We start from the raw sequence: 13,908 nt of genomic DNA, 5'->3' as shown, positions 1-13,908 counted from the left end.
TTTATAGATTCAAAATATAAAAAACAATGAAATTTTAGGAAGGCGATGTTTTATGTTTCATACTGATAGACAGGAGAAATTTTCTCTTCGTAAGTATAAAGATGGTCGAACAGATTCCAAGTTAATCGGTGCAACGATTTTGGCAACAGGTGTGGCTTTAGCTGTTGGTGCAAGCCCAGTAGCTGCTAATGTTACTTCTAATGGTACAGATACTGCTACAATGGTGACCGATACATCGAAAGTAGCTTCAACATCAGCCACAACTTTTACAGATGATAAAGATGCATCTAAAACAGTAAAAGTAGATGCGGTATTAGAAAAAGGAACTGCTGAACCGACAAAAGCCAACAGCAATACGGGCGATGCTGATGGGACTGATACGTTAAATGTTAAATCAGAAGCAACTGTCAATTACAAATTGGATTCTGATAAATCATTACTAAAAAAAGACACAGTAGCAGCTGGGACAGGTACAGTTACAACTCCTTATGATAAAAAAGGTCTTGCTTATGATAAAGATGGTAAAGACTACCGTGAATCAACTGTGACTCAACCAGGAACTGTTGTGTCTAAAGATACTGGTAAAAAAGACACCGTAGAAGCGAATGGTAGGGTTTATGAGTACGCTGGAAAATCTGAAGTAGAAGGTGCTGATAAGCTTACTTATGATAAAACTCGTTTTAACGATATTGAAGCAGCAGTGTCTCCAGAGGGAATGCATAATAAACTAGGGGAAATCGACTATACTAAAACAAAAGGCAAAGTCTATCTTGTGGAAGAGACAGCTGATGGACAATACGGTAAGTATGTTGTAGCAGATAATGGAGTAACTAGCGATGAAGATGCTGTTACAAAATGGCAAGATGGTCAAGCTGACGCTAAAGAGTTTACCAAAGAAAACGTAACCCTCCAAGAAGGTGATACAGTTCTTGTTCTTGATAAAGATACGTATGCAGTGGGTCAAGGGAAGGCTGTAAAGAAAATCACAAAAGGAACAATTACTTTCTCAGTAGAAAGAAAAATAGAAGTAGAAGAGAAAGAAAAGGAGTCTTTTTCAACTTATATTGTAGAGGACGATACTTTTGATGGACCTAAAGTCAACCATTATTATACACCTGGTGCAGATGGAATTTATGGGACTGCTGATGATGTAGAAAAAACGCCTAGTGGAAACCCAACTTACGCATTATTAGGTTTTGGAAGTGGGTATGCTGGGTCTGAAGTAAAAAACTTAGCAACAGGCGATGAATATAGTTATGATTATAGACTAAATAAATCACAATCATCATTAAAAGATATTTTAAAAAATTACACAATTGCTAATTATAAAGCTTTAGAATTCTTAGAAGGTAAAGCGACAGATGCAACTGGAAGAGAGAAAGTTCAAGCGGCTAAAGCGCGTTTAGATGCTCATTTAAAAACTTTAGAAGATGATATCCAATCTGGGAAATTGGAACTAGGATTGATAAAAACTGGGAGACGTGCTGGGGAATTTGTTTTGCATGCTCCTATAGACCTTAATACTGGATATATTTCAGATGCTTCTGTTGATAAATTCAAAAAACTTTTAGCAGGTTTTCCAAAAATTATTGGAGAAGTATCGGTTACTGCAAATGAGCCTACAGATACTACAGAATTGAACAATGGCACATATAGAGAAATCCACGCGACTACAGTATATAAATATACTCCAGATGATTATTCTCCACACGCTTACATTGATGTTATAACAACTAAAAACATTAAAGAGTACACTGTTTATACTGGTAAGCCAGATGACTATATTCCATTAGATGAAACTGAGCCTGATAAAGAAACGACTGTAACTACGTTAGTTAACAAAGGAAAAGTTGAAATTGCTGCAGACGGTACAGTAACAGTTACAGGAGATGCAAAAGTAACAGATGAAAAGTATATTCCTACAGAAACTGTTGCTGAAAATAAATACATCATTAGTGGTGATAATGGTACAAGAACTCGTACAGAGACAACTGAATCAGCGACATTCACTAAAAAAGAAATTATCACACCAATCCGTGCTTACAAAGTAATGGGTGAGGAAAAACCAGTCGTCACTCACTATTACAACTTAAAAATCACAAAAGAAGAAGCGGGTACTACAACAGCCTCTAAACAAGGTAGTGTCGTTATTAAGTATGTCACAACTGATGGAAAACAATTAAAATCAGAAACTGATAAAGATAATGTTACATTAGAAACAAAAACTATCGTAAGCTTATATTCAGGTGAAACAAAAGTTGATGAACGTACGGATGTTAAAACAGTAGAACAAAACTACGATACAACTCCAAAACAATATCCAACCTTAGTGGATGCTGATACTGGATTTACATACGAGTATGTAGGTCTAAAACAAGGTTCTCCAGCTGCTAGCGGTAAAGTAGTAGAAGGAACTACAGAAGTTGTTTACGAATATCGTCTAGTAAGTGAAGAAGAGAAAACTCCGTCTAGCTCCGTTGTGACTAAGACAGGTTCTGTTGACGTGAAACACGTTGTGATCAATGAAGATGGAACGTTAAAAACATTAAAAGAAGCAGAAGTAGTGAAAGATAAAGTGCCAGTTGAGTATGAAGATACTTATGTAACTTACTCAAAAGGTGTAAAAGTATCTGAACGTAAAGAAAAACGTACAGTTACAGAAAAATACGACACTACTGATAAACAATACCCAACGCTAAAAGATGAAGCTACAGGATTAGTTTATAAATATGTAGGGCAAACATCTGATTCAGCTCCAGCGACAGGGGACGTGACAGAAGGTGAGAAACACGTTATCTACAGCTATACTCTAGATAAACAAGAGGAAACAACACCGACTGTAACTGAAGCTAAAGGTTCAGTAGTTGTTAAGTACGTTGATGCTGATGGTAATGAAATCAAAGATTCTGCGAATGTAGTGACGGATGCAGTTGTTAAAACAACGAAAACATACGCTACTAAGTCAGGAGAGGTTGTACTGTCGACTCGTGATGAAGTAACAGAAAATGATGTAAACTACAATACTGTTGAAAAGAAAGTTGATACAATCACTAAAGATGGTAAGAAATATGTCTTCCGTGGAGTGTATGAAGTTTCTGATAAGTACAACAACGTATTAGAAGAAACAGGTAAGGTGAAAGAAGGAACAACAACAGTTGTATATCAATACGATTATGTTATTCCAGTAGATCCAACTAAGCCTAATGAAGGTGATAATAATCCTCCAAAACCAGAGGATAAGATTCCTAATGACCCACAAAACCGTTCATACAAAGACTTAGGTCTCTTAAAAGAAGTCAAACGTGATATCACTTATGTATACGAAAATGGACCAAAAGTGGGACAGGAAGCAAGTGCACCTATTAACCAAAATGCACGCTTCACAAGAACTGCAGAAATCAATAGTAGAACTGGTGAGGTAGTATATACAAGCGAGTGGACTCCAGAACAAAAACTTGCAGAAGTAGTGTCACCAAAAATCGATAAATATGCAGTTGATAAAGAAAAAGTAGCTGAATTAGCAGTAACGCACGAATCTGAAGACAGTAGCGAAATTGTTAAATACCGTGAAAATCCTGAAATTATCGAACATGATGCAGCAAAAGACAAAAAAGGTTCTGTAGTTGTTAAGTATGTAGACGCTCAAGGAAATGAAATCAGTGAAGAGGTAACTGTTAAAGATAATGCAGTAGTAGAAAAAGCTACGACAAAAGTCTATGCAAATCGTGAAGAAACTACTTATACAGCAACAAATGAAGAATACAGCACTGTAGCGAACCGTAAAGACGTTATCGAAGCTAATGGTAAGAAATACAAATACAGCGGTGTATATGAAGCTTCTGATAAATTCAATAATACTACAGAAGAAACAGGTAAGGTGAAAGAAGGAACTACGACAGTTGTATACCAATATGACTACATTATTCCAGTAGATCCAACTAAACCTAACGATGGTGATCAAAATCCTCCAAAACCAGAGGATAAAATTCCTAACGATCCAAAAGGTCGCACCTACAAAGATTTAGGTTTACTAACAGAAGTGAAACGTAACATCACTTATGTATACGAAAATGGACCAAAAGCAGGTCAGGAAGCAAGTGCACCTGTTAACCAAAATGCTCGTTTCACAAGAACTGCCGAAATCAACAGTAGAACTGGTGAAGTGACGTACACAACAGATTGGACTCCAGAACAAAAACTTGTTGAAGTAGTGTCACCAGAAATCAAAGATTACACTGTGGATAAAGCAAAGGTAGATGAATTAACTGTAACACATGAATCTAAAGATTCAGCGGTTGTTGTTAAGTATTCTCAGAATAAACCAAACAGTGTACGTGATTACGCAAAAGATAAAAAAGGAACAGTTATCGTTAAATTCGTAGATATTAATGAAAACTTCCTTGCAGATGACGTAGTCGCTAAGAACAATGTCATTGTAGCTGAAGCGACAACTATAACTACTGGTGATAAAGAAGAAACGACTTACAAAGCTACAGGAGAAGAGTACGCTGTGACAGCTCCTGAAACTATCGTAGTAGATGGAGTAACATTCCGATTGAAACGTGTTCTTCCAGCAGGTGATAAGTTTAAAAATACTGTGGAAGAAAAAGGATTGGTTAAAGAAGGTGTTACTACTATTGTTTATCAATATGTAATGCAAATTGATGCTCCAAAAGTTGAAGTGCCAGAATTTGAAGGTGGAGTAGTTCCGTTAGATCCGCCAACTGTGGAGATTCCAGAGCTGAAGATTCCTGAAGAACCAAAACCACAGCCAGAGCCAAATCCAATTCCGACTCCAACTCCAGCTCCTGCACCTACACCACAACCAGCTCCAACACCTCAACGAAACGAGACTCCAAAACCACCTGTACCTGTGGCGGAAGATTCGGGAACACCGGCAGTTCCGAACAAACCAGTACCTTCAAATTACAATCCGGATGGAAACACTTATCCAGCTCCATCAACTGAGGTAGCTCAATTGCCAAATACTGGTACGGAATCGAACGCAGCCTTGGCAGCATTCGGATTTGTTGGAATTTTGAGTGGTCTAAGTATCGTTCTTCGTAAGAAGGATAATGAGTAAAATTTGTTCAAAATTTTAATGAGTTTCTAGTTATAAATTCTAGACCTCTTGAGTGAGGTAAAGTATGTATTTGGAGAAGACTTTTCTCTTCTCCATTTTATATATAATTTGAATAAAAAGTGTTGTGTCTTCTAAAATAGAATTAGATACTGGGCAACTTATGATGGAGATGTCAAGGCATTTCAATAGATCATAATATAGAAGAGTTCAAGAATGAAACTGGTTTTCACGTTTTTTCTTGACTCTTTTTTTGGTTGTGATATAATTAACCAGTAAATAATTTCAAAGAATAGTATTTTTCTCTTAAAAAAGAGAAGTTCAAAAGGAAAGGAGTCAGATATGAGACAGCTAGCGAAGGATATCGATGCTTTTTTGAATGAGGTGATTTTGCAGGCAGAAAATCAGCATGAAATCCTAATAGGTCATTGTACTAGCGAGGTGGCCCTGACCAATACTCAGGAGCACATTCTTATGCTCTTGTCAGAGGAATCTTTAACAAATTCAGAATTGGCGCGTCGCCTCAATGTCAGTCAGGCAGCAGTTACCAAGGCCATTAAGTCTTTGGTCAAGGAAGGGATGTTGGAAACATCTAAAGATCCTAAGGATGCGCGTGTGATTTTTTATCAGTTGACTGATTTGGCTCGTCCAATCGCTGAGGAGCACCATCATCACCATGAGCATACACTTTTAACCTATGAACAAGTGGCAACTCAGTTTACTCCAAATGAACAAAAAGTGATTCAGCGGTTTTTGACTGCTTTAGTAGGAGAAATCAAATAATGAGATACATTACGGTAGAGGATTTATCCTTCTATTATGATAAGGAGCCCGTTCTTGAACATATCAATTATAGTGTTGATAGTGGGGAATTTGTTACCTTGACAGGGGAAAATGGAGCAGCTAAGACGACACTGATTAAGGCCAGTCTTGGAATCCTCCAGCCACGCATTGGAAAGGTGACCATTTCAAAGACAAATACGCAGGGTAAGAAATTGAGAATAGCTTACCTTCCTCAACAGATTGCCAGTTTTAACGCTGGTTTTCCAAGTACGGTTTATGAATTTGTCAAGTCGGGTCGCTATCCGCGAAAAGGCTGGTTCCGTCGTTTGAATGCTCATGATGAGGAGCATATCAAGGCTAGTCTGGACTCAGTTGGAATGTGGGAACACCGAGACAAACGCTTGGGGTCTCTATCTGGAGGACAAAAGCAGCGAGCGGTGATCGCGCGTATGTTTGCTTCGGATCCAGATGTGTTTATCCTAGATGAGCCGACAACGGGGATGGATGCAGGAAGTAAAAACGAATTTTACGAACTCATGCACCACAGCGCCCATCATCATGGCAAGGCTGTTTTGATGATTACCCATGACCCTGAAGAAGTTAAGGACTATGCGGACCGCAATATTCATCTAGTCCGTAACCAAGACTCGCCATGGCGTTGTTTCAACGTTCATGAGAATGATCAGGAGGTGGGCCATGCTTAGTTTGTTATCTTATGACTTTATGCAACGTGCCTTTCTGGCCGTTATTGCCATGAGTCTTTTCTCGCCGGTATTGGGGACCTTCCTTATCTTGCGTCGTCAGAGTTTGATGAGTGATACCCTCAGCCACGTCTCGCTTTCGGGTGTAGCTTTTGGTTTGGTTCTGGGGATTTCTCCGACTATTTCCACTATTGCCATTGTTTTGATTGCGGCAGTCTTCCTGGAGTATCTCCGTACGGTTTACAAGAGCTTTATGGAAATCGGGACAGCTATCCTCATGTCAACGGGTCTGGCTGTTTCTCTGATTGTCATGAGCAAGGGTAAAAGCTCTAGCTCAATGAGTTTGGACCAGTATCTTTTTGGTTCAATCGTGACTATCAGTGAAGAGCAGGTTATTTCCCTCTTTGTCATTGCGGCGGTTGTTTTGATTTTGACCTTCCTCTTCCTTCGTCCGATGTATATCTTGACCTTTGATGAGGATACGGCCTTTGTGGATGGCTTGCCAGTTCGTACCATGTCCATTCTTTTTAACATGGTGACGGGGGTGGCCATTGCCCTTATGATTCCAGCTGCGGGAGCTCTTCTGGTATCGACCATTATGGTCTTGCCAGCCAGTATTGCCCTGCGTCTAGGGAAAAACTTTAAATCGGTTATGCTGCTTGCCAGTGCTATTGGATTTTTGGGAATGGTAGCAGGACTTTACATTTCCTACTATGCAGAAACACCTGCAAGTGCAAGTATTACCATTATTTTTGTAACTGTCTTTTTACTCATTAGTTTAGTAAGACGTTTTATCAAATAGGAGACTAACGTGAAAAAAATTAGCTTATTGTTTGCCAGTCTATGTGCCTTGTTTTTAGTGGCTTGTTCCAATCAAAAGCAGGCAGATGGCAAACTAAATATTGTGACAACCTTTTACCCTGTCTATGAATTTACCAAGCAAGTCGCAGGAGATACTGCTAATGTAGAACTCCTCATCGGTGCTGGGACAGAACCCCATGAATATGAACCGTCTGCCAAGGCAGTTGCCAAAATCCAAGATGCAGATACCTTCGTTTATGAAAATGAAAACATGGAAACATGGGTCCCTAAATTGCTAGATACCTTGGATAAGAAAAAGGTCAAAACCATCAAGGCGACAGGCGATATGTTGCTCTTACCAGGTAGCGAGGAAGAAGAGGGAGACCATGACCATGGAGAAGAAGGACATCACCATGAGTACGATCCCCATGTTTGGTTATCACCGGTTCGTGCCATTAAACTTGTAGAGCACATCCGTGATAGCTTGTCAGCAGATTATCCGGATAAAAAGGAGACCTTTGAGAAGAATGCTGCTGCCTATATCGAAAAATTACAAGCTTTGGATAAGGCTTATGCAGAAGGCTTGTCTCAAGCTAAACAAAAGAGCTTTGTGACTCAACACGCAGCCTTTAACTACCTTGCCTTGGACTATGGTCTCAAGCAAGTATCAATCTCAGGTCTTTCTCCAGATGCAGAACCATCAGCTGCTCGTTTGGCAGAATTGACAGAGTATGTCAAGAAAAATAAAATCGCCTATATCTACTTTGAGGAGAATGCTTCACAAGCCCTTGCTAATACACTTTCAAAAGAGGCAGGTGTCAAAACAGATGTCCTTAATCCTTTAGAAAGTCTGACAGAAGAGGACACCAAGGCTGGAGAAAATTACATCTCTATCATGGAGAAAAACCTCAAGGCTCTGAAACAAACAACGGACCAAGAAGGCCCAGCAATCGAGCCTGAAAAAGCAGAGGATACCAAGACAGTTCAAAATGGTTACTTTGAAGATGCAGCTGTCAAGGACCGCACCTTGAGTGACTATGCAGGTAATTGGCAATCAGTTTATCCTTTCCTTGAAGATGGCACGTTTGATCAAGTCTTTGACTACAAGGCTAAGTTGACTGGTAAGATGACTCAGGCTGAGTACAAGGCTTACTATACAAAGGGCTATCAGACAGATGTGACTAAGATTAATATCACTGATAACACTATGGAATTTGTTCAAGGTGGACAAAGTAAGAAATTCACCTACAAGTATGTTGGTAAGAAAATCTTAACTTACAAGAAAGGTAATCGTGGCGTGCGCTTCCTCTTTGAAGCCACAGATGCTGATGCTGGACAGTTCAAGTATGTTCAGTTTAGTGACCACAATATCGCCCCAGTTAAGGCAGAACATTTCCATATCTTCTTTGGAGGCACAAGCCAAGAAGCTCTCTTTGAAGAAATGGATAACTGGCCAACCTACTACCCAGATAATCTATCTGGACAAGAAATCGCCCAAGAAATGTTGGCGCATTGATGAGAATCAAAGGATAGCTTTGTATGAGGCTATCCTTTTTAGTTACAAAATAGATGGTTAACATTTTATTTTTAAAAATCGCAGTAAAAACTGCACAACCTTCTTTAAATGTGCTATAATACAGGAAAAAATAATGATGGAGGTCGTCGCGATGGTAACAACATTTTTGATGATTTTTGTGGTGGTTTGTGTGCTCCTATTGGTGATAGTCACACTGAGTACAGTTTATGTGGTTCGTCAACAGTCGGTGGCGATTATTGAACGCTTTGGGAAATACCAAAAGGTTGCCAATAGCGGTATTCACATCCGCTTGCCTTTTGGGATTGACTCGATTGCAGCGCGGATTCAGTTGCGCTTGTTGCAAAGCGATATTGTGGTTGAGACTAAGACCAAGGACAATGTGTTCGTTATGATGAATGTAGCGACTCAGTACCGTGTCAACGAGCAGAGCGTGACAGATGCTTACTATAAACTCATGCGTCCAGAATCTCAGATTAAATCTTATATCGAAGATGCTCTTCGCTCTTCTGTTCCCAAATTAACCTTGGATGAATTGTTTGAGAAAAAAGATGAGATTGCCCTCGAAGTTCAACACCAAGTGGCGGAAGAAATGACTACTTACGGTTATATTATCGTGAAAACCTTGATTACCAAGGTCGAACCAGATGCAGAAGTTAAGCAATCCATGAATGAAATCAATGCGGCGCAACGTAAGCGGGTCGCAGCGCAAGAATTGGCTGAAGCCGACAAGATTAAAATCGTCACTGCAGCTGAAGCCGAAGCAGAGAAAGACCGCCTTCATGGTGTGGGGATTGCCCAACAGCGTAAGGCGATTGTGGATGGATTGGCAGAGTCTATCACCGAACTCAAGGAAGCCAATGTTGGCATGACAGAAGAACAAATCATGTCCATACTCTTGACCAACCAGTATTTGGATACCTTGAATACCTTTGCCTCTAAAGGAAATCAAACTATCTTTTTACCAAATACGCCAAATGGTGTGGATGATATCCGTACACAAATCTTGTCAGCCCTCCGTGCTGAGAAGAAATAATAGACTAAAGAGCCTGGAGTCAGGCTCTTTTTGTATTACCCTTGTATCTTTGAGAACTAAATCCTCCTCCACAAATTATAGAATCTTTTCTGAGGATTTAGGGAGTGATGGAGGAAGTCTTGAAAGCGCTTTTGTTTTGTGCTATAGTCAAGTATATCGATTCGTTTAAAGAGGAATGCTTGTATGAGAAGAGAAGAAGTTTTACGAAATCACTGGTTTTTTAGCCAAGAGGTGGGGAAGGAAGAGGCCTTGGCGTCGGATTTTCAGAGGGAAAATTGGCAGGCTATTCAAGTGCCACACGACTGGAGTATTCACAATGATTTTGACCAGTATTCGCCAGCGCAAAATGAGGGTGGTCAGCTAAATGGGGGTCAGGCCTGGTATCGGACACAGTTTTACTTGGAAGAAGATGCCAGTCTTGTATCGGTGCGTTTGTTGTTTGATGGAGTTTACATGAATGCCCAAGTCTATATCAACGGGCAAGTGCTGGGCTATTATCCCAGTGGCTATACGCCCTTTTCTTATGATATCACGCCTTATCTAAGAAATGATGGGACGGCCAACCAGCTTGCGGTTTTTGTGGAAAATCAGCAACCTAGCAGTCGTTGGTACTCTGGTAGCGGTATTTACCGAGAAGTAAAATTATTGATTACAGATTCGGTGCATCTGGATTTATATGGGATTAAGATAGAAAGTCCCAAGCTAAAGGAACAAAGGCAATCTTGGGTGGAAACCCAGCTTACAAGTAAGGTTTCAAATGATGGACCTCAGTCCGTGTCGGTGTATTTGGAGCAGAGTATCTGGTATGATGGACAACAGGTTTCAGACTGGCAGGTGACAGACTCTGTAATGATTGAGTCTGGGGAAAAACATCATTTCAAGCAAGCAATATCAATTTTCCAACCTTTGCTTTGGGATATTGATCAACCTTACCTTTACCAATTGAAGACTCACCTCTACAAAAATGGCATTTTGGTTGATGAAGAAGAGGAGACCTTTGGTTATCGTTATATGGATTGGCAAGCGGATAAGGGTTTCTTTCTCAATGGTCGCTGGTTGAAGATTCATGGGGTTTGTTTACACCATGACTACGGAGCGCTGGGATCTGTGGAAAACAGGTCAGCTACCGAGAGACGCCTGCGCCAAATGAAGGAAATGGGAGTCAACGCTATCCGAATAACACACAATCCAGCCAGTAGCATCTTGCTAGATGTGGCTGCCAAAATGGGCCTACTCATTCAAGAAGAAGCCTTTGATACTTGGTATGGAGGCAAGAAAGAGTATGACTATGGTCGCTTTTTTGAGGAAGAAGCAACTCATCCAGAAGCAAAAGCAGGTGATTTCTGGTCAGATTATGATTTGCGCACTATGATTGAGCGTGGCAAGAATAATCCAGCGATTTTTATGTGGTCCTTAGGAAATGAAGTCAGCGAAGCAAATGGCGATGCTCATTCATTGAAGACTATCAAACGCTTGCTAGAAAGGGTAAAGGAAGTGGATGATAGTCGTTTTGTGACCATGGGAATGGACCAGTTCCGCTTTGGAGATGGTTCTGGAGGTCATGAAAAGATTGCTGATTTGCTGGATGTGGTGGGTTTGAATTACTCGGAAGATAATATTGATGGAATTCGCAAAAGACATCCCAAGTGGCGACTTTACGGGTCTGAAACCTCATCGGCTACACGGACGCGTGATAGCTATTTTCGCCCAGATAAGGAATGGATTGGGGATAATCGCCGCGTGCGGAATTTTGAACAGTCAGACTATGGTAATGATCGGGTTCCTTGGGGGAAGACGGCGACGGCTGCTTGGATAGTAGATCGAAATCGGTTAGACTATGCGGGTCAGTTTATCTGGACAGGAGTGGACTATATCGGTGAGCCGACTCCTTGGCACAACCAAAATGACACACCTGTCAAGAGTTCCTATTTTGGGATCGTGGATACGGCGGGGATTCCTAAAAATGACTATTATTTCTATCAAAGTCAGTGGTTGGATGCAGATCAGCATCCCATGGTTCATATCTTACCTCACTGGAATTGGGAAATCCACAAGAGTTATCAACAAGTTGTGGATAAGTATGGGGATATCCCTGTTCGAGTGTATTCAAATGCTGGTTCAGTAGAACTATTTCTCAATGGAAAATCTCAAGGCAGGAAGACTTTTCAGGAAAAATGGACTTCAGATGGTAGAAAATACCAAGAGGGAGAAGGTTCTGATCAACTCTATCTCGAATGGCGTTTGGATTATCAACCAGGAGAATTGCGTGCTGTGGTCTATGACCATCAAGGTCAGATTGTGGCAGAAGATAGGGTGGTGACTGCAGGTAAGCCAGCCAAAATCGGGTTACATGCTGAGAAAACAAAACTGGAGCCAGATGGGCAAGACCTCCTTTATCTCTATTTTGATGTATTGGACAAGGATGGAAATTGGGTGCCGACGGCTTCCAATCAGCTTCATTTTGAAATTGAAGGCCCTGCTCGTATTGTAGGAGTGGATAATGGAAGGCAGGCTAGTCGTGAACGTTACCAGGCTCAGAAAAATGGTCGGTTTAAGAGGAAAGCCTTTCATGGTAGAGGTGTCCTCTTAGTTCAGAGCTTGGAGCAGGCAGGCCAAGTAAGAGTAAAGGCCAGTGCCAGAGGGCTAGAGCCAGCAAGTTTTAATTTCTTAGTGGGAGAGGCTTTTGCTTGCCAGCCAGTGAAAAATCAACGCTTGTTTGAGATTCGAGTGGACAAGCAGGCAGGCTTGCAAGAAGGAGATTCCCCAGCCATTGGACTTTATCCACAAACTGTGGATAACCCTGTGAACAAGGTGGGGAATAGTGAAGTGATTTGGGAGACGAGTGGTAGTGCCCACGCCATTATCAAGCAGGGAGTGCTTCATTGCTTGTCTGCAGGTGACTTGGCTATCCGCGCCATTTATCAAGGGAAGACCTATCAAATGCACCTGCAGGTCGCAGAAAATACCTCGCTAGGGCAGGCAGTTTTTGTACGACCACTTCGCTTGTATACAGCTAAGGGAACTTATCCACAGCTGCCATCTTCAGTTTTGGTGGACTATGAGTCTGGTAGTGCAAAACGAGTCAAGGTTGTTTGGGAGGCAATCTCCGAAGAAGATATGGCAAGCTTTCATGAGTTTACGGTATCTGGCCAGCTAGAGGGTTTGGATTTAAAGGCTTCTGCTCAGGTTTGTGTTCAAGGGATTTGCGCTATTGAGCCTGAAAGGGTTTGGACGCTTGTCAAGGAAGCCCCACACTTACCAGACCGAGTCAAGCTAGTCTTATCAGATGGCAGAAGAGATACGGCCAAGGTGACTTGGGATGAACTTGAACCTCAAGTCTATGCTCAGGTAGGAGAAAGTGTGCTCACAGGACAAGTAGCGGGCTGTGAGTTACCAGCAACAGTCACCATTCATGTGACAGATGCCAGTGTAGATGGTGAAGTCATTTCCAATCAGTGGACAGGGTCCAATCTGCCTCTGGTCTTTGCTTCTCACTCAGAGCCTAATCATTCAGCATCTTACCTCAATGATAAGGTCATTGCTCGGAAGAAATCGACAGCCAATACTTGGATTGCCAAGTCAGAGCAAGCTAGCGTCGGTATTCTGTTTGGAGATGCAGGGATTTTAAAACCGCGATTTGTGGATAACGTGACCTTGTATTATGTCGAAAATCAAGAATACGTGGCGGTGGATCCTACCCATATCGATTATTATGTAGGGAATGAGCCTGCCTTGCCTCGGACTCCAAATCATTTGGATAAGGATTCTCTGCTCAAGCAAGAGGAGAATTGGCGCCCTGTATCAGCTATCCAAAAAGTTTCAAGCGACAAGGATGAAGAGCTTCGTTTTGAATTTGACAAGGTGGAGACCTATGCCCTTCGTCTTCGATTTGAAGGCTTGGCAAGCCCTCTAGCGTTAACAGAATTGCAAGTGCATGACAAAAAAGTGAAGAAAAGTGTAGATAGGAAGTAGT

At 41.2% G+C, this 13,908-nt stretch carries 7 protein-coding genes; all 7 read left to right on the top strand.

Translation table 11 applies throughout. The annotated features are described in order from the left end of the window. Positions 1 to 52: 52 nt before the first annotated feature. Positions 53 to 5,083 (top strand): SIALI-17 repeat-containing surface protein, encoded by a 5,031-nt coding sequence (locus tag SM12261_RS09055; RefSeq protein ID WP_000469140.1) that lies wholly within the window; start codon positions 53 to 55, stop codon positions 5,081 to 5,083. A gap of 339 nt (positions 5,084 to 5,422) precedes the next feature. Then, positions 5,423 to 5,863, top strand: coding sequence for a zinc-dependent transcriptional regulator AdcR (gene adcR, locus SM12261_RS09045; RefSeq protein WP_001249308.1), 441 nt, complete (start codon positions 5,423 to 5,425; stop codon positions 5,861 to 5,863). Beyond that, positions 5,863 to 6,567, top strand: coding sequence for a metal ABC transporter ATP-binding protein (locus SM12261_RS09040; protein WP_001269496.1), 705 nt, complete (start codon positions 5,863 to 5,865; stop codon positions 6,565 to 6,567). The genes adcR and SM12261_RS09040 overlap by 1 nt, the downstream gene beginning before the upstream one ends. After that, entirely contained in the window at positions 6,560 to 7,366 is an 807-nt protein-coding gene (locus SM12261_RS09035; protein WP_000950030.1) for a metal ABC transporter permease, read from the top strand. The genes SM12261_RS09040 and SM12261_RS09035 overlap by 8 nt, the downstream gene beginning before the upstream one ends. Positions 7,367 to 7,375: 9 nt before the next feature. Next, positions 7,376 to 8,881: a zinc ABC transporter substrate-binding lipoprotein AdcA gene (gene adcA / locus SM12261_RS09030; RefSeq protein WP_000724036.1), complete on the top strand. Its 1,506-nt coding sequence runs from the start codon at positions 7,376 to 7,378 to the stop codon at positions 8,879 to 8,881. Between the two features lie 169 nt (positions 8,882 to 9,050). Further along, the gene (locus SM12261_RS09025; protein ID WP_004235732.1) at positions 9,051 to 9,935 is read left to right on the top strand and encodes an SPFH domain-containing protein; all 885 of its coding nucleotides are present in this window, start codon (positions 9,051 to 9,053) and stop codon (positions 9,933 to 9,935) included. 183 nt (positions 9,936 to 10,118) lie between these two features. Then, positions 10,119 to 13,907, top strand: a complete 3,789-nt coding sequence (locus SM12261_RS09020; RefSeq protein WP_001250579.1) for a glycoside hydrolase family 2 TIM barrel-domain containing protein — start codon at positions 10,119 to 10,121, stop codon at positions 13,905 to 13,907. Position 13,908 lies beyond the last annotated feature (1 nt).

The organism is Streptococcus mitis NCTC 12261, from assembly GCF_000148585.2.
Lineage (GTDB): Bacteria > Bacillota > Bacilli > Lactobacillales > Streptococcaceae > Streptococcus > Streptococcus mitis.
The sequence above is the reverse complement of the archived record's forward strand: the minus strand, read 5'-3'. Positions and strand labels throughout refer to the sequence as shown.